Source organism: Dankookia rubra, from assembly GCF_004355005.1.
GTDB lineage: Bacteria > Pseudomonadota > Alphaproteobacteria > Acetobacterales > Acetobacteraceae > Paracraurococcus > Paracraurococcus ruber_A.
Genome location: NZ_SMSJ01000012.1, coordinates 43,796 through 62,376, shown reverse-complemented (window position 1 = coordinate 62,376; position 18,581 = coordinate 43,796). Strand labels below are relative to the sequence as shown.

19 protein-coding genes and 1 pseudogene are annotated in these 18,581 nt (G+C 70.6%); 9 read left to right on the top strand and 11 right to left on the bottom strand.

What is annotated here, in order from left to right; genetic code table 11:
- Together E2C06_RS12090 and E2C06_RS12085 are read left to right on the top strand one after the other, a co-directional pair.
- Complete coding sequence (locus E2C06_RS12090) at window positions 1-657, top strand: iron reductase (protein ID WP_133288858.1); 657 nt, start codon at window positions 1-3, stop codon at window positions 655-657.
- Window positions 654-1,466 (top strand): cytochrome c3 family protein, encoded by an 813-nt coding sequence (locus E2C06_RS12085; protein WP_133288857.1) that lies wholly within the window; start codon window positions 654-656, stop codon window positions 1,464-1,466. Before E2C06_RS12090 ends, E2C06_RS12085 begins: the two co-directional genes overlap by 4 nt.
- A 41-nt stretch (window positions 1,467-1,507) precedes the next feature.
- On the opposite strand, the gene E2C06_RS12080 is transcribed toward E2C06_RS12085, so the two are convergent.
- The 5 genes and pseudogenes from E2C06_RS12080 to E2C06_RS12065 form a co-directional block, all read right to left on the bottom strand.
- Complete coding sequence (locus E2C06_RS12080; RefSeq protein WP_133288856.1) at window positions 1,508-1,858, bottom strand: hypothetical protein; 351 nt, start codon at window positions 1,856-1,858, stop codon at window positions 1,508-1,510.
- Between the two features lie 123 nt (window positions 1,859-1,981).
- The gene (locus E2C06_RS39275; RefSeq protein WP_241671232.1) at window positions 1,982-2,278 is read right to left on the bottom strand and encodes an ATP-binding protein; all 297 of its coding nucleotides are present in this window, start codon (window positions 2,276-2,278) and stop codon (window positions 1,982-1,984) included.
- 422 nt (window positions 2,279-2,700) lie between these two features.
- Window positions 2,701-2,874: pseudogene (locus E2C06_RS39270) on the bottom strand (HAMP domain-containing protein); the annotation flags it as partial.
- Between the two features lie 500 nt (window positions 2,875-3,374).
- Window positions 3,375-4,166: a response regulator transcription factor gene (locus tag E2C06_RS12070; RefSeq protein WP_133288855.1), complete on the bottom strand. Its 792-nt coding sequence runs from the start codon at window positions 4,164-4,166 to the stop codon at window positions 3,375-3,377.
- A 31-nt stretch (window positions 4,167-4,197) separates the two neighbouring features.
- A complete protein-coding gene (locus E2C06_RS12065; RefSeq protein WP_193560450.1) occupies window positions 4,198-4,401 on the bottom strand; it encodes a heavy-metal-associated domain-containing protein in 204 nt (67 codons plus the stop codon).
- A gap of 170 nt (window positions 4,402-4,571) precedes the next feature.
- Here E2C06_RS12065 and cueR point away from each other — a divergent pair, with 170 nt between their 5' ends.
- The 4 genes from cueR to E2C06_RS12045 all read left to right on the top strand — a co-directional run bounded on the left by cueR (window position 4,572) and on the right by E2C06_RS12045 (window position 8,094).
- Window positions 4,572-5,054 (top strand): Cu(I)-responsive transcriptional regulator, encoded by a 483-nt coding sequence (gene cueR, locus E2C06_RS12060; RefSeq protein ID WP_133288854.1) that lies wholly within the window; start codon window positions 4,572-4,574, stop codon window positions 5,052-5,054.
- A 627-nt stretch (window positions 5,055-5,681) separates the two neighbouring features.
- Window positions 5,682-6,623, top strand: coding sequence for a DUF305 domain-containing protein (locus E2C06_RS12055; RefSeq protein ID WP_133288853.1), 942 nt, complete (start codon window positions 5,682-5,684; stop codon window positions 6,621-6,623).
- 188 nt (window positions 6,624-6,811) lie between these two features.
- Entirely contained in the window at window positions 6,812-7,198 is a 387-nt protein-coding gene (locus E2C06_RS12050; RefSeq protein ID WP_133288852.1) for a copper resistance CopC family protein, read from the top strand.
- On the top strand, window positions 7,195-8,094 hold the full coding sequence (locus tag E2C06_RS12045) for a copper resistance D family protein (protein ID WP_133288851.1): 900 nt from the start codon (window positions 7,195-7,197) through the stop codon (window positions 8,092-8,094). The genes E2C06_RS12050 and E2C06_RS12045 overlap by 4 nt, the downstream gene beginning before the upstream one ends.
- On the opposite strand, the gene E2C06_RS12040 is transcribed toward E2C06_RS12045, so the two are convergent.
- The 5 genes from E2C06_RS12040 to E2C06_RS12020 form a co-directional block, all read right to left on the bottom strand.
- On the bottom strand, window positions 8,095-8,565 hold the full coding sequence (locus tag E2C06_RS12040) for a hypothetical protein (RefSeq protein ID WP_133288850.1): 471 nt from the start codon (window positions 8,563-8,565) through the stop codon (window positions 8,095-8,097).
- On the bottom strand, window positions 8,562-8,795 hold the full coding sequence (locus E2C06_RS12035; RefSeq protein WP_133288849.1) for a DUF2933 domain-containing protein: 234 nt from the start codon (window positions 8,793-8,795) through the stop codon (window positions 8,562-8,564). The genes E2C06_RS12040 and E2C06_RS12035 overlap by 4 nt, the downstream gene beginning before the upstream one ends.
- A gap of 302 nt (window positions 8,796-9,097) precedes the next feature.
- Window positions 9,098-10,354: an acyltransferase family protein gene (locus E2C06_RS12030; RefSeq protein WP_133288848.1), complete on the bottom strand. Its 1,257-nt coding sequence runs from the start codon at window positions 10,352-10,354 to the stop codon at window positions 9,098-9,100.
- A 29-nt stretch (window positions 10,355-10,383) separates the two neighbouring features.
- Entirely contained in the window at window positions 10,384-11,223 is an 840-nt protein-coding gene (locus tag E2C06_RS12025; protein WP_165982346.1) for a copper resistance protein B, read from the bottom strand.
- 17 nt (window positions 11,224-11,240) lie between these two features.
- On the bottom strand, window positions 11,241-13,253 hold the full coding sequence (locus E2C06_RS12020; protein WP_133288846.1) for a multicopper oxidase domain-containing protein: 2,013 nt from the start codon (window positions 13,251-13,253) through the stop codon (window positions 11,241-11,243).
- Between the two features lie 287 nt (window positions 13,254-13,540).
- Here E2C06_RS12020 and E2C06_RS12015 point away from each other — a divergent pair, with 287 nt between their 5' ends.
- Together E2C06_RS12015 and E2C06_RS12010 are read left to right on the top strand one after the other, a co-directional pair.
- Window positions 13,541-15,007, top strand: a complete 1,467-nt coding sequence (locus tag E2C06_RS12015; protein ID WP_165982344.1) for a calcium-binding protein — start codon at window positions 13,541-13,543, stop codon at window positions 15,005-15,007.
- 409 nt (window positions 15,008-15,416) lie between these two features.
- Window positions 15,417-17,687 (top strand): heavy metal translocating P-type ATPase, encoded by a 2,271-nt coding sequence (locus E2C06_RS12010; RefSeq protein ID WP_241671239.1) that lies wholly within the window; start codon window positions 15,417-15,419, stop codon window positions 17,685-17,687.
- 52 nt (window positions 17,688-17,739) lie between these two features.
- Here the strand turns inward: E2C06_RS12010 and E2C06_RS12005 are convergent, their stop codons facing one another.
- Window positions 17,740-18,081, bottom strand: coding sequence for a hypothetical protein (locus E2C06_RS12005; RefSeq protein ID WP_133288843.1), 342 nt, complete (start codon window positions 18,079-18,081; stop codon window positions 17,740-17,742).
- A 231-nt stretch (window positions 18,082-18,312) separates the two neighbouring features.
- On the opposite strand from E2C06_RS12005, the gene E2C06_RS12000 reads away from it, so the two are divergent.
- Complete coding sequence (locus E2C06_RS12000) at window positions 18,313-18,510, top strand: hypothetical protein (RefSeq protein WP_133288842.1); 198 nt, start codon at window positions 18,313-18,315, stop codon at window positions 18,508-18,510.
- Window positions 18,511-18,581 lie beyond the last annotated feature (71 nt).

Genomic DNA, 18,581 nt, shown 5'->3' with positions numbered 1-18,581 from the left:
GTGAACGCCCGGGAGCGGCTCGCCGTCAGCCTGCTGGTGGCCATGGCGGCCCTGTTCGCGCCGGGCTTCCTGCTGCACGCGGCGCCGCGCTTCCCGGGCAGCCTGGCCGGAGGAATCCTTGGGATTAGCGGCGCCGTGGGCATGCTCCTGCTGCTCGCCTACACGCTGGCGAGGCGTGTCCCCTGGCTGCGGCGGCGCGCCGCGCTGGGAGCGATGCTCTCCTTCCACGTCTACGCGGGCGCGGTCGGCGCCGCGCTCGGGATGCTCCACACCGGCCACCACTATTGGAGCCCGCTCGGCATCGCGCTGGTCACGGTCATGCTCGCCGTCGTGCTCAGTGGCTTCGTCGGCCGCTATTACCTCGTTCAGCTCGGGACCGACGTCCGCGATCAGCGGCAGGAGCTCGGGGCGCTCCGGGCCCGCTACGACCAGCTCGTCGCCGGTTCGGCCGCCGTAGCGAGGCAGCCCGACATCTCCTTGCACGCGCTGGTGGCGAGCATCGCAGACCTCGAGCACGCGATCGACCGGCGCGAAGCGTTGAAGCGCGCCCTCTCGCGCTGGACGGTGCTGCACGTCGCGGCGGCGATCGCGCTCTACCCATTGCTCGCGCTGCACATTTGGAGCGGATTCTACTACGGCCTGAGGTGGCTCCGGTGAGGTTCACGACATTGCTCTACGCGGCGCTGGCGGCGGTCGGCCTAGCGGCGGCCGTGGCGGTGCCGGTGGCGGTGCATCGTACCGGGTCGGAGGGCGTCCCGCTCTGGACCGCCGCGGCGAACCCGGGACCGCTCTCCGCCGGGCACGAATTCCTTGGGACGCAATGCGAGTCCTGCCACGTGCCGACCCGCGGGGTCGAGGCGGCGTCCTGCTTGACCTGCCACGTTGGGGCGGCGCCCGACCTGGTCACGAAGCCCTCGACGGCGTTCCACACCACCATCGGCGCGTGCGGCGGCTGCCACGTTGAGCACCTTGGCCGCGGGCGCCGTCCCATCAACATGGACCACGCGGCGCTGGTCTCGGCGGGCCACGCCGGGGCTGCGCAGGCGGGCGGAGAAGGATTGACGCACAGCGTGGCACGGCTGCGGGCACTCCTTGGCGGCAGCAGTGCGGACCTGATCGGCTCGACGCTGGCGCCGCGCTCTCTTCCCGCGGCCGAGGCGAACCGGCTCGACTGCGCGGGCTGCCACGCCAACCGCGACCCGCACCAGACGCTGTTCGGGCGCGACTGCCAGAGCTGCCACGGCACCACCGCCTGGACGGTGGGCGGCTTTCGGCACCCGTCGCCGAGATCGCAAGAATGCGCGCAGTGCCACCAGGCACCGCCGAGCCACTACATGGTGCACTTCGAAATGATGGACCGCGTCATCACCGGCCAGGAGCAGGCGCAAGTGGAGCAGTGCTTCCTGTGCCACCAGACCGACGCGTGGAACAACATCCGCGACGTTGGCTGGTACAAGCACCACTGAGGCCGCGCCCGCCGGGGTCGGCGAGCGCGGCACCCGGTCGGCTAGCGCCGCTGCGCGGGCGCTGGCGCCGGGGTCGAGGCGGGGTCGTGCCGCACGTCGGGACCGCTGCCGGGGTTGCCGGTGATCGTGCCGCCCGACGGGCCGCCCATGTTGCCGCCCCCCATCCTGCTGTGGTCCATCTCGGCGTTGCCGCTGCCGCCTTGCGGGGTCAGCGTGGGAGCCGCTCCGCCTGGGCGCTGGCCTTGGCCCTGGCCGCCCATTCGGCTGTGGTCCATCTCGGGACCGGCGCTACCGCCCTGCGGCGACAGGGTAGGCTGCGCCAGCGCGGCGCCCGCGGCAAGCGTGGTGGCCAGTGCGCCGATGGCGGCGAGCCGTGCGATTTTCAGAGCCATGGTGACATTCACTCCTTGAGTCAGTCGCGTCCGGTCGGCGCCTGGTCCGGCGCCGCGAACGTGGCTCTTAAGATGACGCGGAAGGGCGGGGCGCCTTACAGGCCGTTCCGCAGCCGGGGGCAGCTAGGCCTGACGCACGTCAGGGGGCGTCACCGGCGGGAGAGTGCCTTTGCCAACGCCTGCCGCGCCGTCGCGCTCGTTCGGGTGTGGCAGGCGCACGGTCGCCACCAGCCCGCCCCCGGGGCGGTTGGCAAGGGCCACGCTGCCACCGTGTGCGTTCACCACTTGGCGGGCGATGGCAAGGCCGAGCCCCGTGCCGCCGGTGCCTCGGTTGCGGGAAGCGTCGAGGCGCCGGAACGGCTCGAATACCGTCTCCAGCGCCGCCTCCGGGATGCCGGGGCCGTCGTCCTCGATCCGCACCGTGACGGATCCCGGCCTCTCCTCGAGGGCAACGTGCGCCCCGCCGCCATGCTTGCCGCGTTGTCGAGGAGGTTCGCTAGGGCGCGCTTGATGGCAACCGGCCGTAACCGCATTGGGAGCCGGTCGGGCCCGGTGTAGGTCGCCGTGGCGCCTCGATCGGAGGCATCGTCCACGAGCGTGGTAAGGATAGCCGCAAGGTCGGCTTGGCGCGGCTCCTCGCTCTCCGTCTCCCCCCGCAGGTAGGCAAGCGTCGACTCGATCATGGCCTCCATCTCGTCGAGGTCGCCGTCGATCGCCTGCTGCGCTTCCACGTCGTCGAGGAATCCCGCGCGCAGGCGCAGGCGCTGGATCGGGCTGCGCAGGTCATGGCTGACGGCGGCGAGCGCCTGGGTGCGATCGGCGACGAGCCTGTGAATCCTTGCCTGCATGGCATTGAAGGTCCGGGCGGCCTCCCGGACCTCGCGCGGCCCGTCCTCCGGCATCGGCACCGGGGCCGCGCCCCTGCCGAAAGCCTCCGCCGCCTTGGCCAGGCGCCGCAGCGGCTTGGTGATCCAGTGCACGACAAGCAGCGAGGCGAGCACGATGCCGAGGGCCATCGCGCTGTGCGAGGCAAGCGAGGCGTGGGTTGGCACCGAGGCCACCTCCAGCCCAGTGGCGGAGAACGCGACCCAGGTGCCGTCTGCGAGGTGAACGCTGCCCCTGATGACCCGCTGGGCTCCCTGGGCGTTCGGGTCGTACCCGATGCGCATCCCCGCCAGCTCCGGCGCCCGCTCCTCCAGCCGCTCCCGCAAGGGGGCCAGGGACGCCTCGTCCAGGGTTTCCGCAGGCTCCAAGCGCTCCCAGGTGACCTCGAAGCCCCGGGCAGAGAACGCCCTCGCGGCACGCTCGCGCGCCTCCTCGGGAAGGGAGGCGACGACGCGCGCGGCGGCGGAGATATGCTCGGCCGCCTGCACCTCGCGGCCCTCCTCCATCGCCCCGTGAACGCCCTCCTGGAGAAGCCACACGCTCCCGAAGTGGAACACCAGCAGCCCGGTCAACAGGATCAGGGTGGTCCTGCCCGCCAAGCTGGCAGGTGCGAGCCAGCGCAGGCCGCGCCTCAACCCACGCGCTCCACGGTGGGCAGGAACATGTAGCCCGCGCCACGCACTGTCTTGATCATCGCCGTCCCGCCTTCCTTGCCCTCGAGCTTGCGGCGCAGCCTGCTGACCAGCACGTCAACGCTCCGGTCGTTCGGGTCCGCCAGACGGCCGCGCGACAGCTCGAGGATCTGGTTCCGCGCCAGCACCCGGTGCGGGTGCTCGATGAACGCCAGCAGCAGGTCGTACTCGGCGCCGGAGAGGTCAACGACCGTGCCACCGGGCCCCAGCAACTCGCGCCGCGCGAGGTCCACGGTCCAGCTGTCGAAGCGCACCCGTTGGACGGAGGTGCGAGCCGCGGGCTCAGCGGGCGCCGCGGCCGCCGGACGGGCCCGGCGCAGCACCGCGCGGACCCGCGCCAGCAGCTCCCGCCGCCCGAATGGCTTGGGCAGGTAGTCGTCCGCCCCGAGGTCGAGACCGAGCACGCGGTCGGCCTCCGAACCCTTGGCGGTGACCATGACCACCGGCAGCGCGCCCCGCTCGGTCCGCAGCTCGCGGAGGAGCTCGATGCCGGAGTGGCCGGGCAGCATGACGTCGAGCAGGATCAGGTCCACCTCGGTGTTCCTGAGCGTCTCCCACATCTCCCGTCCGTCGCGGACGCCGGTGGAGCGGAAGCCGTTCTCGCGCAGCAGCCGGGCGATGAGGTGGCGCATCGAGGCGTCGTCCTCGACGACGAGGACGTGCGCCTCCGGGTCGAGACCGCGTCGGCCCGGCGGCTCGCCAGGCGGGCTGCCGCTGAGGGCCGCGTTCATCCCGGGGCAAGCCTGGGAGTCCGGCCGACCATTAGGCGAAGATCCTCTCAGCGACAAAGCCACCCCCGCGCAGCGCCCGGGCCAGGACGTCCGCGTCCGCCGCGCCCTCGACGGTGACCTCCCGGCGCTCCAGGTCCACCCGGACCTCGGCTGCCGGGTCCACGCCGCGCAGGGCGGACGTGACCGACCGGGCGCAGCCGCCGCATCTCATGTTCGCAATCTTGAAGACCACCATGCCGACCTCCTGAATTCGGGGAGGCTCTCCAAATGGGGCTTCCCACCATGGGAGGGTCAAGGTCCGTTTGAGGCCAAGCTGGTGTCAGAATGGCCTTGACCTTCCCACCATGGGAATCCCCATCTTGGCCACCAGACGCAGCTTTGTGGCGGTCGAGAACGGAGGCAGGCATGAACATCGGGCAGGCGTCGGCGGCCTCGGGCGTGTCGGCCAAGATGCTCCGCTACTATGAGGAGATCGGCCTTCTGCCGAAGGCGGCGCGGACCGGGGCGGGCTATCGGGTTTACTCGACCAAGGACGTGAACACGCTTCGCTTCATCCGGCGGGCCCGCGATCTCGGCCTGTCCATCGAGCGCATCAAGTTGCTGGTCGGCTTATGGCAGGACCGGGAGCGGTCGAGCGCCGACGTCAAGCGTGTCGCCACGGAGCACGTGGCCGAGCTCGACGCCAAGATCCTCGAACTCACCGCCATGCGGGACACCCTGCAGGAGCTGGCCGATGCCTGCCACGGCGACCACCGACCCGACTGCCCCATCCTGCACGATCTTGAGGGCGGCGGTCGCTCGCCAGAGCACCGGGGCACCGTGACAAAGGATGTCCCCCGCGGGAAAGGCGCTGCCGCTGGGCTCCCGGCCGAGTGCCACGCGGACTAGGTTAACGGCACCGCGTAAGATCAACCGAGGGCAAGGATTCCAGGGATGCCGAGGGGCACGGGCACATTTAGAAGGGTCGTCGCGGGCTTGCTCGCACTGGTCCTGCTCGCATTGCCGGGTCCCGCCATGCGGCACGCCTCGGCGGCCATGCCCATCCAGCAGCCTGCCGCCGAGCAGTGCGTCGCACATAGCGACGCCGCCAAGCTGATGGAGGCGGCGCCCGTGCACGCCACTTCGGGACACACGTCCGTTTCCGCCAGAGAGCCGGGCCAGCCATGCGGCAACTCCGGCGGCGAGCCGAGCCTGCCCTGCTGCGTCGCAGTCCAGTGCCCGTCCGCCGTCGGCGCCCTCCCGCCCGCGCACGCCGGTCCGCAGCCGTCCTCCGGCGCCACTATCCGCTACCTCGCCCCGGCGCACGCGCGGTTCGGCACCGAGGTGCCCCCGTCGCTCCCGCCTCCTCGACAGGTGGCCTGACTGGCGCCAGCGCGTCCGGTCGTGCCGACCGGCGACGAGAGTCGCCCCGGCGCGCCACCATGCCGAAACCTAGGAATCACGGCCCCTCCGGGGGCGCCGCGACCGGCGTTGCCAGACGCACGCGGTCGCGGGGAAAGCAACAGGACCAAGCACATGTCTTCGACGAACCAGATCCGCGCCAGCAAGCGCCTCCCGCTCCGCCTGACCCTGGCCGCCGCGGTCGCCGCCACGGCGCTCCTGACGGTCGGTTCGCCCGCCCGGGCGATGGTGGGCGAGCAGTACGAGCCGGGCACCTCGCCCGTGACCACGACCTCCTACTCCGTCATGTCCCCGGAGGCCCTCGCGGCCGCGGTCAAGGCCGACCGGGACTACGTGACCGGCATGCGGGCGCACCACGCGGGCGCGCTCTCGATGTCCGAGGAGTACCTGGCCGACCCGAACGCCAGCAGCCCGGCACTTAGGGAGCTGGCGCAGGCCATCGTCCACAACCAGAAGTTCGAGATCAGCCTGCTGGACGAGGTGGCGCGGAACCTCGACCGGCCCGCTCGGGTGGTGAACCTCGGCTTTGCCCGGCTCGCGGTCCAGCCAGCCGCGACGGAGGGGTTGGGGCAGCGCGATCGCTTCATGAAGTACCCGATTCCCGGCCCCCTCGCGCCGGTGTTCTCGGAGGGCGCGCAGGTCACCGAGCGCGACGTGCAGTTCGCCAAGGCCATGACTATCCACCACCAGGGGGCGCTCGACATGGCGCGCGCCTACCAGGCAGACCGGAACGGCCGGAACACCTTCCTCGGCTTGCTGAACGTCGACATCGTCACCGACCAGACCCAGGAGATCGCGCTGATGCGGCGCGCCATCACCGCCTACGCGGGCAATGCCGATGCCGTGCAGGTGCCCGCCTCCATGGTCCACGGTATGGAGGGCATGTCGCATGCCAGGCACGGCGCCGCCGCGTCTATGCAGGTGTCGGCCGCCGACCCCCACGCTGGCCATGACGCGACGGCCACGGCGCCCACCGCACGGCCTGCCGCGTCCGCCGGTCACGGCGCCGCTCCCGCGCCGCAGAGGCAGGGCGGCCACGCGCGCCACGGGCACTGAGTGACCGGCCCGGCGGCGGCTCCACCCGCCGCCGGGCCACCTCCGACACCTCTCCCTCTCCCAGATTTCGAATGATTGCTGGCGCCGCCCGGACGGTTCCGCGCCGCCCCGCGCACGTGCGATGGGATCCACCCAAGCTCCGGGCCGGGTCGCCCGGCACCGTGCCGCACACAAACCCGAGGTTGGACATGACCACTTCGCTTTCCCGGCGCCGCTCCCTCGTGGCCGCCGCCATGACCCTTGGCCTGGCCGCGGCGGGTCCGGCCCTGGCGCACTCCGAGCTCCACCACGCAGAGCCCGCTGACGGCGCGGTGCTCCGCAGCTCCCCGCCCGCCGTCTCGCTGATGTTCGCGATGCCGGTGCGGGTGATGACACTGAAGCTGCTGGACGAGGCGGGGCGCGAGAGGAAGCTGACCCGCGAGGGCGAGCGCGGCGCCGCCGTCGCGGAGGTGCGGGCGACCGTGCAGGAGACGCTGCCGCCCGGCGCCTACCGGGTCGAGTGGCGCGGCGCCTCGGCCGACGGCCATGTCGGCGGCGGCACGGTGGGCTTCCGGGTCGAGCGCGCCGCCCGGTGATCCTGGCCCTGCTCCAGGGCGGCGAGCTGGGCTACGGCGCCGCCGCAGTCGTGTTGCGTGCCGCCTACTACGCTGGCAGCCTGGGCGGCGCGGGCCTCGCCTTCTTCGCGCTCCTGTTCGGCGCCCGGCTGGACGAGGGCGACGCCCGGCGGCTGCGGCACTGGGCCACCGGCGCCAGCTTGCTCGCCATCGCGGCCGCCCTTGGTGCCCTGACCGCCCATGTGGGCGTCCTGATGGGCGGCGACACCCTGACAGATCCGGATGGCTGGAGCATTGTGCTCATGTCCCCGGCCGGGGCCTCCTACGGGCTGGGCGGGCTCGGCATGCTCCTCGTCGCCTCGCTCGCCCTTGGCCCGCGCTGGGCGCCCCTGGCCGCCGCCGGTGGCGTCCTCGTCTGCGCCAGCTACGCCTTCCTCGGGCACACGACGTCGCTCGTGCCGCGGCCGCTGCTGGCGGGCCTGCTGCTGGTCCACCTCGTTGTAGCCGCCTACTGGATCGGCAGCCTGCCGCCGCTCGCTTGGGTTTCGAGGCGGGACGGCCCGCACGCGGCCCGCCTCGTCGAGGACTGGGCCCGCATCGCAGCGGTCGCCGTGCCGATGCTGGTGGCGGCGGGCCTCGTGCTCGCCTGGTGGATCGTCGGCGACCTCGGGCAGCTCCTCGGCTCCTGGTACGGCTGGGCGCTCATGGCCAAGGTTGCCTTCGTAGCGGTCCTGCTCGGCTTCGCGGCCTGGCACCGCTTCCGGCTGACACCGGCGCTGGCGGCACGTGCGCCGGGCGCGGGGGCCAGGCTGGCCCGCTCGGTCGCCCTCGAGGCGGTAGTCGCCCTACTGGTGCTCTACGCGGCCGCCGAAATGGTCTCGACCTCGCCACCCGGCCTTGCGCACCGGATGCACTGATCAAGGCATCCGGCGCCTACGCCGCCGACAGGCCCAGGCCAGCGACGCTGTCGGAATAAGCAGCCACTGAACCAACGGGGAGAGGCCGGTCCCCAACCATGGCAGCGTCGGCATCAGCTCCGAGTAAGCCCAGGTTCCGCGGGCAAGGTTCGCGGCCTCGCTGTAGACTGTGTAGCCGAGGCCGATGGCGACAGCCGCAGCGGCGACTGGTGCGAAGCGGCGCCGCGGCCACTCCGGCGCGCCGAGGAACAGCAAGGCAGCGACGAGCGAGCATGCCGCGATGAGAACGTCGCCCAGGGTGCAGTGCAGGGCCGCGAAGGCAATCTCGCCCGGTGTGCCGGTCCGCCAGAGCGTGTAGAGCGGCAGGTGCGCGAACTCCCAGGCGAAGTTCCCGACGGCGACCGCGCCCAGGTGACGCCGGAGCGCCGTGACCCAGTCTGGTGTCCCGAGACAGTGCCCGTCCGCTGTCACCGGCCAGTGGGCGCTTCCGGCCGCTCCGCCGAACCCGCAGCGTGGTCGTGGTGCCCATGGTGCATGAACAGGTGCATCAGCGGGCAGGCCAGCAGGAGCATGTATGGTAAGGCGCCGAGCGCATGCGCGTAGTGCTCGCGCAGGACGTAGAAGGCGGCGACGAGGCTGAACCCGATCAGGGCGATGCCGCCCTTGCTCCGCCACCAGTGTGTTTGCGTCCGCTCTTGCATCTCAGACCTCCATCGATGGCACGGTAGGCGCCTCCTTCCGTGGCCGCGTTGCGCTGGATCAAAAAGCCGCTCAGTGTTGCCGGTGCTCCGAGGCTGTGCCCGGGGCCACCGCCGGTGCCGCGCCGTTCCCGCCCGGTGGCCTACTGAGGCCCTCGCCGGTGGCGAAGGTGGGCGAGGTCGCCCGCTGCGTTCCAGCGGGCGTCGTGGCGCAGGCGGCTAGCAGGGTTGCCGCCGCAAGGAAAAGTCCTGTCCGTTTTAGCATTGATCCTCCGTTTATGACGCAAGCCCCCGAGGACCTGCCACTAGGCGCGAGAAGGCGCGCGAATGTCACGCCCGCCTGCGAGGAATGTGTAGAGGCCAGGCGAGGCGGCCGCGATCGACTTCGCCGCGCCGAAGGAGAGCAGCACGGTCACGGCCACGCTCGCGGCGTAATGCGCCAGCAGCCACGCGTCAGTCTCCGAGGGCAGTAGGTGCCAAAGGACGAGCTTCACCGCCGCTATCAGCGGGTAGTGCGTCGCGTGCAGGAAGAAGGCGAAGTTGCCGTGGCGCGCGACGGTGCCGCTCCAGGACGCCGCCGCGATCCGCAGGCAAACGCCCCAGCAGGCCAGCACGCCCACCGGCCTCATGGCGCGGGTGGCGAAGTCGAGCCACCAAGCCGTCCCCGGCGCGTCCACGTCGACCAGGAGCGGCGCGGACACCCGGAGAAGGACCAGCGCGACGTAGAGGGTAACCAGCGCCGACGTCGCCCCTCGGCCCGGCATCGGCAGGTAGCCACGGAGCCGCGCAAGGGCGCCGAGGTAGAAGAAGAAGGGCACGTCGGCCCGGAAGAACACGACCAGGTTCCAATCCATGACCCAGGCCCCGCCGAGCACGAGGGCGCCCAGCCAGGGCGCTTGGCGCAGCGACAACCAGAGCAGGGGACTCAGCAGCACGGTGAGGAAGAGGTCGCGCACGAACCAAAACTGGAAAGCCACCGGGTGGTCCGTCAGCGCCAGCACCGCGTTCACGTAAGCCATGGCATCCGCATGGCCGAGGTCGATGTTCATCTGCCGAGTCAGCGAAGCACCTTCCCCGGTGGCATGGACCGCGAGCAGGGCCAGCAGGAAGATCGTGTTCCAGACGACCAGGGGCGCGTAGAGGGACCGCACGCGGGCACGCATGCGGCGCCGGAGCGCGGGCCAAGGACGGTCCTCGCCGAAACGGAAGAACAGCCAGCCCGAGATCGTCGACAGCAGCGGCACCGCGCTGAAGAAGAAGAACAGGACGGCGCTGTTGACGAAGGAAGCGACCCGGTGCGGGGAGGCGGGGTCAACACCCCGGAATGGCGACACCCAGCCGGGCGGGATGGCGCCGTAATGCAGGAAGACGAGGCCGATGACGAGAAGAACGCGGGCGATCTCGATGGTGCGGGAGAGGTCGGCGGCGTTCGGGGCGTGCCCGGGCGGGCCGTGGCCAGCCCCGCGCGCCTGGTGCCACTCGCCGGAAGCCAAGCGGCGCAGCGCGGCCCCGTTGCCGCGGGACGGCGCGGCCTCTCCCGGATGCTTTGGCATCCTTGTCATTTGCGCTTCCCCGGAACCTGGGCTGGGCGTCAGAAGAACAGGCGTATGCCCGCCACGACCGTGGACTGCGAGGGCTGCTGGCCCAGCCGCCGGTTCAACCCGCTCGCGCCGCCGTTGAAGCTCTCGAAGGAGTAGCCGATGTAGGGCGCGAACTCGCGAGTGATCTCGTAGCGCAGCCGCAGCCCGACCTCGGTGCGGTAGATGCCGGGCGCGATGAGCGCGTCCCGGTCCCAGCCAGTCGAGAAGTTCAGCTCCGCCTCGGGCTGGAGGACGAGCCGGTTGGTGATGAGCAAGTCGTAAGAGGCTGCGGCACGGGCAAGGAATACGCCATTGCCGCCGACGAATCCTTGCAGCTGCACCTCGAAGAAACCTGGCGCCAATCCTTGAAGGCCGAAAACGCCGTATGTCCGCGAAGGCGTGCCCTCGCGCGGGTCGATGCGGAAGTCTTGGCGCACGCCAGCCTGGAGGTCCCAGTAGTAGCCGACCAGGCGCGAGTAGAGCACCTGCGCCTCGGCCCGCTCGAGGCCGCCGCGCTCGCGGCTGGTCTCGCCGCGGGTGTTGACCCAGACGCGGTGGTAGTCGGTACCGTAGAAGGCCGAGCCCTCCCAGGCGTAGATCGGGCTGCCGCGGCCGTTGCTGCGCATCTCGTTCTGGTCAAGCAGCACGGCGCCGAAGTAGATGGGCGAGTGGCCCGTGTGCTCCTCGGCGCCGGTCGCTGGTGTTGCCCCGGCGCTCTGAACTGCGGAAGGATTCGCAGCGGCTATCCCGTGCACGGAGTGGTCGGCGCCGGACTGGGCCGTGGCTGCGGTGGTGGAGAGCACGGCGGCCACTAGGCCAGTCGCCACGCCCTTGAACATCGAGAAAGTCATGCTGCGCTCCCGCGGCATCAGTGGCGGTGACCGGCGGGCATGGCAGCCTGCACGGGCTGCTGCGCGGACGCGACTGGAGTGCCGTCGCGGGTGACGCGGAAGATCCGCATCATCCCGGACTCCATGTGATAGAGAAGGTGGCAGTGGAAGGCCCAGTCGCCCTCGGCGTCCACGATGACGTCGACGTTGAGCGAGGTGCCAGGCTTGATGTTGACCACGTGCTTGCGCGGGTTGAAGGCGCCGTTGCCGAGGTCCGGCACCATCCACATCCCGTGCAGGTGCATCGGGTGGTTCATCATGGTCTCGTTAGTGAACCTGATGCGGAGCCGCTCGCCGAGCCGGGCGACGATGGGCTGGGCGCGCCAGAACTCGTTGCCGTTCATCGACCAGATGTAGCGCTCCATGTTCCCGGTCAGCCGCACCTCAATGATGCGGTCGTAGGGCCGCCACTGGGGATCGGCGCGCAGTGGGCGCAGGTCGCGGTAGGACAGTACGCGGGCGCCGGGCGGCGCCCCCGTGTCCTGCATGACGGGGTCCGCCATCGCCATGCCGCCGTGACCGGCGTGCGCCTCCATCCCGCCCGCCGTGGTCGTGGCTGGGGTGCCGGGCCCCTGCGCGCCAGCACGCGGCGGTGCGCCGTGCCCCATCGCGGAGTGATCCATGGCGCCCATCGCCATGTTGCCGTGGCCCATGGCGGCGTGGTCCATCGCGGGAGCTGCACCCTGGCCGCCGCTCATGCCCGGCATCCCGGCCATGGCGCCGTGTCCCATGGCAGCATGGTCCGATGCGGGGGTGGTGCCCTGTCCGCCCGGCTGCCCGGAGTCCATCCCCGGCATGGAACCGTGGTCCATGCCGCCCATGGGCGCCACGTGGCCGGGCTGGTCCTGCTCGGGCGCCGGGGTGCCGCGGTCAAGGCCGGTGGGACCCGGGTTCATCATCATGTCCGCCATGGTCAGCACCGGCCGTGGGCGGTGCGGCGGCAAGGCTTCGACCGGGGCGTCCATGCTTGTAGCCAGCCGGGTCCTGGCCCAGCCGGTGCGATCCATGGTCTCGGCGAGGATCTGGTACTGTCGGTTCTCGCGCGGCTCAACGATGACGTCGTAGGTCTCGGCGACGGCGATGCGGAGCTCGTCGACGACGACGGGCTGGATGTTGTTCCCGTCCGCCTGCACCACGGTCATTTTGAGGCCCGGAATGCGGACATCGAAGTAGGTCATCGCACCCGAGTTGATGAGCCGCAGGCGCACCCGCTCACCCGGCCGGAACAGCAGGGTGGCGGGCACCTCGGGTCGGAAGCCGTTAACGAGGTAGCGGTAGGTCGAGCCGGTGACGTCGGCGATATCGGTGGGGTCCATCCGCATGTTGCCCCACTCGATACGGTTCCGGACGATGGCCCGGCGCGCATCGGCATCCGGCGCGCGGCCCAGGTCGCGAACCAGGTCCACTAGCGTGCGCCGGTTCCAGTTGTAGTAGCCTGGGTCGCGCTTGAGGTTCTGGAGCACCCGCAGGGGCCGCTCGTCCGTCCACTCGGAGAGCTGGACGACATGCTCGCGGTCGTAGCGGAACGGCTCCGGCTCGCGCTTGTCGATGACGATTGGCGCGTAAAGGCCGCGCTGCTCGTGGTCGAGGTTGTGCGCGTGGTACCAGTAGGTGCCGGACTGCACGACTGGGAAGCGGTACTCGAAGGTTTCGCCCGGAGCAATGCCGCGCACGAAGCCCGTGCTGAAGCCGGGCGCGCCGTCCATCGACGCGGGCAGGATGAGGCCGTGCCAGTGGATGCTGCTGGCCTTGTCCAGTCGGTTCGTCACCCGGATTACCGCCTCATCGCCCTCGCGCAGGCGCAGCAGCGGCCCGGGGAACTGGCCGTTAACGGTGACGGCCGGGCGGTCGGTGCCGTTTATGTTGACCGTGCGCTCCTCGAGCGTCAGGTCGTAGCGCTGGGCCAGCGCGGGCGCAGCCATCGCCAGCAGCGTCGCTGCGGCCAGCAACAGTCGCCGGAACGCGGCCCTGAACCCGAACGTCCTCGTCATCCCGACACCTCCGGCCGTGGGCGCCGCCCAAGGCTCCCACTTTAGTGCCGGAAGCTGCCGACCTCGCCCGCCGCCCGCAACGCGTGAGTGGCGCCTGGACATACTTCGTCATGCTGGGCCGCATCTGCAGCCGCGACATCAACGGTTCGGGACCGACATGCTGACACACTACGTCATGGATGCCGGGCCAACCCCTGCCGAGCACGCCGTGTTCTCGGGATGCCGCGCGCTCGGGTCTGCATCGCCGTCCCATCGCGTGGCCACAGCATGGGATGGAGAACCACGGCATGGCGAGAGAGCTGTTGGACTTGGTGCACGGGTTGCTCGAGAGCGGGACCGGGACCGAGACTACGAACCTTGAGCGGACAGAGCGAGAGCAGGTCTCCCTGACCATCCCGGGCATGCCGGAGCACCAGCTCGCGGTGGGCGGCGCCGGGGCGGACAGCTTCGGCGGCACCGACGCCGCCGACCACTACTGGGGGCTTGGCGGCGCGGATAAGCTCGGCGGCGGCCCCGAGGGCGACGTCCTGACGGGCGGCGAGGGAGCTGATCTGCTTTCGGGCGGCCCCGGGATGGACCACCTGCACGGTGGCGGGGGCAACGATACCCTGTACGGCGCCGCGGACGCGGATGCCCTGATGGGCGGCCCCGGCAACGACTACCTCGACGAGGGTCCCGGCCACAGCAGCATGGACGGCGAGGAGGGCAACGACACCCTCGTCGGCGGCATGGGGCCGGACGCCTTCATCGTGCGCCAGGGCTCGGGCGACGATGTCATCCGCGACTTCACCGCTGGACCTGGCGTGGGCGACCACATCGCCCTCGAGGAGATCAGCTGGGCAGACCTGACCATCAACGACACTGCCGCCGGGGTGAAGATCAGCTGGGAGGGCGGCTCCGTCCTGCTCGAGGGCGTGCAGAAGTCCGAGCTCTCGCAGGACGACTTCATGTTCTACAACGAGCCGGACCTGCCGCCGGGCGCCCGCGCGCCGGACGGGCCCGTCCAGGAGGCCCCGACTCCGAGCATGTCCGGGCCGGAAATCATCGGTTCCCTTCCGGCAGCTGACGAGACCCTGGTTCCCGGCTCCGGCGACCGCGCCCACACTGTCGCCTTCGACATGTACGCGGCCACTATCGGGACCGAGAGGGGCGAACTCCTGAGCGGCAGCGACGATTGGGATCAGATCTTCGGTCGCGCGGGTGCCGACGTCCTGCTCGGCAAGGGCGGTGACGACGTCCTTGATGGGGGCGACGGCAGGGACCTGCTCGTGGGTGGGGACGGTCCGGACCAGCTCGAGGGCGGCAAAGGCGGAGACACCCTGATTGGTGGCGCCGCGAACGACGAGCTGATGGGTAGCGACGGCCGGGACTGGCTCGCCGAGGGCGAGGGCCACGGCATGCTCGACGGCGGGAAGGGCGACGACGTCTACCTGGGCGGCGCGGGCTCCGACGCCTTCATGGTCTCCATGGACAGCGGCAACGACGTGGTGCTCGACTTCCGTGCCACTGGCCCAGCGCAGGGCCTGTTTGACCACATCGCTTTCATGGACATCGACGCCAAGAACGTAAAGGTGGAGGACACCGACCTTGGCGCCAAGGTCGCCTGGGACATGGACCAGGATGGCAGCGACGACGGCTCCATCCTGCTCGTCGGCGTTGCCAAGGACGAGCTGCGGCAGAGCGACTTCATGTTCCCGACGCCCCAGTTCGTGGACGGCATCAGCGACGTCGGGTCCTGGTACATCTTCGCCTAGCCTCGAATGCGCCGGTCCGGGGACTCCGGACCGGCGTCCTGACCACCTTGCGACCGTGGTTTTAGGCCGCCGTCCACGGACAGCGTCTCCCGGCAGGGGGCCGGCCTCCACGCGGGCAACGCGTCCCGACATTGCGACAAAACATGTCCGCCGGCGTGTGACCAGTTCCCGGCTTGACCCTCCCACGATGGGAAGCACCACGTTGCATCCGTCAGACCAGAACCGGCCCGCCAAGGCGGACCATCGCGGAGACGGCACCATGAGCGGTCAGCAGCACGGACACGGGCAGCACGGAGGGCACGGGCACCAGCACGGCCCGGGATGCGGCCACGACCACGGACACGCGCACCATGGCCACGGGGACGCGGTGGTCGCCGATGCGACCCTGGTTACCGACCCGGTCTGCGGCATGAAGGTGGACCCGGCCACCTCGAAGCACCGCCTTGAGCACGGCGGAACCACCTTCCACTTCTGCTCGGCGGGGTGCCGGACGAAGTTCGAGGCGAACCCAGAGAAGTACCTGCAGCCGGAGAAGGCCGCCGCGCCCACGGCGGAGCAGAAGGCCGCGATCTACACCTGCCCGATGCACCCGGAGATCCGGCAGCAGGGGCCGGGCAGCTGCCCCATCTGCGGCATGGCGCTAGAGCCGCTGGAGGTGACCGCCGAGGCCGTCCCGAACCACGAGCTCGCCGACATGACCCGCCGGTTCTGGATCGGGCTGGCGCTCACCGTCCCGGTCGTCGTCCTGGAGATGGGCGTGCACTTTCCGGGCCTGAACCTGCACCACCTTGTCCCGCCCAGGACCTCGGTCTGGATCCAGTTCCTGCTCGGGACGCCGGTGGTGCTCTGGGCCGGGTGGCCGTTCTTCGTCCGCGGGTGGCAGTCTGTGGTGAACCGCAGCCTGAACATGTTCAGCCTGATCGCGCTCGGGACGGGCGCCGCCTACCTCTACAGCCTGGTCGCGACCTTCGCGCCCGGCATCTTCCCCGAAGGCTTCCGGGGCATGGACGGCACGGTCGCGGTCTACTTCGAGGCGGCAGCCGTAATCACCGTGCTCGTCCTGCTCGGCCAGGTGCTGGAGCTGCGGGCGCGCGAGGCAACGGGCGGCGCCATCCGCGCCCTGCTGAACATGGCGCCCAAGGCCGCCCGCCGGATCCGGCCGGACGGCTCGGACGAGGAGATCCCGCTAGCGGACGTTCAGGTCGGCGACCGGCTGCGGGTGCGACCGGGCGACAGCGTGCCGGTGGACGGTGAGGTCCTCGAGGGCGGCGGCGCCGTGGACGAGTCCATGGTCACCGGCGAATCCTTGCCCGTCGAGAAGGCGCCCGGCTCGAAGGTCATCGGCGCCACGGTGAACGGCACCGGCTCGCTCGTTATGAGGGCGGACAAGGTCGGCTCCGACACTATGCTGTCGCGCATCGTCGCCATGGTCGCGGAGGCCCAACGCAGCCGGGCGCCCATCCAGCGCATGGCCGACACCGTGGCGGGCTGGTTCGTCCCGGCGGTCATCGCCGTGGCCGTCCTGGCTTTCGTCGCCTGGGCCGTTTGGGGACCAAGCCCGGCGCTGTCCTACGCGCTGATCGCCGCCGTCTCCGTGCTCATCATCGCCTGCCCCTGCGCGCTCGGCCTCGCCACCCCGATGTCGATCATGGTGGGGGTCGGCAAGGGCGCCGGTGCCGGGGTGCTCATCAAGTCGGCCGAGGCGCTGGAGCGCATGGAGAAGGTCGACACTCTGGTCGTGGACAAGACCGGAACCCTGACCGAGGGCAAGCCCAAGGTGGTGGCCGTGGTTCCGGCTCCCGGCCTGACTGAGGCCGAGGTGCTGCCGCTCGCCGCCAGCCTTGAGCGGTCCAGCGAGCACCCGCTGGCGGCCGCCATCGTCGCTGCGGCCAGAGAGCGTGGCGTCGCATTTGGGGAGCCGGCCGACTTCGCCTCCGTCACCGGCAAGGGCGTGACCGGTACGGTGGATGGACGCCGCGTCGCGCTGGGCAACGCGCGGCTGATGCAGGAGCTCGGAGTAGATCTGGGTGAGCTAGCGGCCAAGGCCGACGAACTGCGGCGCGAAGGCGGCACGGCGCTGTTCCTGGCCGTGGATGGCAGGCCAGGCGGCGTCATCGCGGTCGCGGATCCGGTAAAGCCGACGACGCCCGCCGCGCTGGCCAGCCTGCGCGCCGAGGGCATTCACATCGTCATGCTGACCGGCGACAACCGGACGACCGCCGAGGCGGTCGCGCGGAAGCTCGGCATCGACGAGTTCCAGGGCGACGTGCTGCCCGAGGACAAGCACCGCATCGTCCGGGAGCTCCGGGCCAAGGGGAAGGTCGTCGCCATGGCAGGCGACGGCGTCAATGACGCTCCCGCCTTGGCCGAGGCCGATGTCGGCGTCGCCATGGGGACCGGGACAGACGTCGCCATGCAGAGCGCGGGCGTGACACTGGTGAAGGGCGACCTCGCGGGTATCGCGCGGGCCCGGACGTTGTCGCACGCGACGATGAGGAACATCAGGCAGAACCTGTTCTTCGCCTTCATCTACAACGCGGCCGGAATCCCGCTGGCGGCTGGCGTGCTCTACCCTTTCTTCGGCATCCTGCTGAGCCCCATCATTGCGGCATTGGCGATGGCGCTGAGCTCGGTTTCCGTCATCGGCAACTCGCTGCGGCTGCGCGCGGTGAGGCTGTAAATCCTAGTGTTCGTTGAAGGGGAGCGGCTTCCAGGCCGCTCCCCACCTTCCATTAGCGACCAGGTGTCCGTGCGCCCGACATCCCGCCCATCTGCTGGTCCATCTGGCTGCAGTGCGTCATCATCGCTTGCATGTCGGGGCTCATGGTGGCGCCCGGCCGCGTCTGCTGACGCATCTCGGCGCAATGGGCCATCATCTGCTGCATGTTCATGCCGGACATGTTGTGGCCTTGCATGCCGGACATGTTGTGCCCCGCCATGCCCTGGGAACCCATGCCGGACATGCCGCCGGTCTGCTGGGCGGGCGGCGGGTTCTGCTGCTGGGCACAGGCCGCGAGCGAGAGGCCCAGCGCCAGCGCGAGGCCGGTGCTGCGAAGCATTTTGGTGTTGATCATCCCGGCGAGTCTCCTTGTTGCCGTGTGCGCCGCCGTCGGTCAGCCGCGGCGCGAGCAGGCGCCGACGGCCCGCCTTGTTGCGGGAACGCCACCGTATCCGGGAAGATGCCGGGTGCCTCCGTCTGGAGCGCCTGAGCCGTGTGACAAAGTATGAAAGCGGCCCTTGACCCTCCCACGGAGGCAGACCCCACCTTCGCAGGCGGCCCACCGTGGCCCGGGAGAAAGACACTGATGTCGGACGCATCGCAACTCGAGGATCAGGTTGCGGCCGCTCTTGAGCGGGCCGTCGCCGAGGGCGAATTGGAGGCCGCTGAGCACCTGCTGCGTGCCTTGGAGGCGCTCTGCGGGGACGCGTCACCGGGTTCGGTGCTGGCTGACGCCTATTTCGCCCTGGCTCGGGACTTGGCACCGGGGCGGTCCCGCAACTGAGGCGCTGGCCCAGAGAGAGCGCCTGGCGCCTGTGACGCCGCAGCTGCTTGCCTGAGCTGCCGAGTGCACAC

Coding starts and splice junctions, on each gene's coding strand:
- E2C06_RS12080 (WP_133288856.1), bottom strand. CDS start 1,858: ATGGCTCTGAAAATCGCACGGCTCGCCGCCATCGGCGCACTGGCCACC.
- E2C06_RS12070 (WP_133288855.1), bottom strand. CDS start 4,166: ATGAACGCGGCCCTCAGCGGCAGCCCGCCTGGCGAGCCGCCGGGCCGA.
- E2C06_RS12065 (WP_193560450.1), bottom strand. CDS start 4,401: ATGGTGGTCTTCAAGATTGCGAACATGAGATGCGGCGGCTGCGCCCGG.
- cueR (WP_133288854.1), top strand. CDS start 4,572: ATGAACATCGGGCAGGCGTCGGCGGCCTCGGGCGTGTCGGCCAAGATG.
- E2C06_RS12055 (WP_133288853.1), top strand. CDS start 5,682: ATGTCTTCGACGAACCAGATCCGCGCCAGCAAGCGCCTCCCGCTCCGC.
- E2C06_RS12050 (WP_133288852.1), top strand. CDS start 6,812: ATGACCACTTCGCTTTCCCGGCGCCGCTCCCTCGTGGCCGCCGCCATG.
- E2C06_RS12035 (WP_133288849.1), bottom strand. CDS start 8,795: ATGCAAGAGCGGACGCAAACACACTGGTGGCGGAGCAAGGGCGGCATC.
- E2C06_RS12030 (WP_133288848.1), bottom strand. CDS start 10,354: ATGACAAGGATGCCAAAGCATCCGGGAGAGGCCGCGCCGTCCCGCGGC.
- E2C06_RS12025 (WP_165982346.1), bottom strand. CDS start 11,223: ATGACTTTCTCGATGTTCAAGGGCGTGGCGACTGGCCTAGTGGCCGCC.
- E2C06_RS12020 (WP_133288846.1), bottom strand. CDS start 13,253: ATGACGAGGACGTTCGGGTTCAGGGCCGCGTTCCGGCGACTGTTGCTG.
- E2C06_RS12015 (WP_165982344.1), top strand. CDS start 13,541: ATGGCGAGAGAGCTGTTGGACTTGGTGCACGGGTTGCTCGAGAGCGGG.
- E2C06_RS12010 (WP_241671239.1), top strand. CDS start 15,417: ATGAAGGTGGACCCGGCCACCTCGAAGCACCGCCTTGAGCACGGCGGA.
- E2C06_RS12005 (WP_133288843.1), bottom strand. CDS start 18,081: ATGATCAACACCAAAATGCTTCGCAGCACCGGCCTCGCGCTGGCGCTG.
- E2C06_RS12000 (WP_133288842.1), top strand. CDS start 18,313: ATGTCGGACGCATCGCAACTCGAGGATCAGGTTGCGGCCGCTCTTGAG.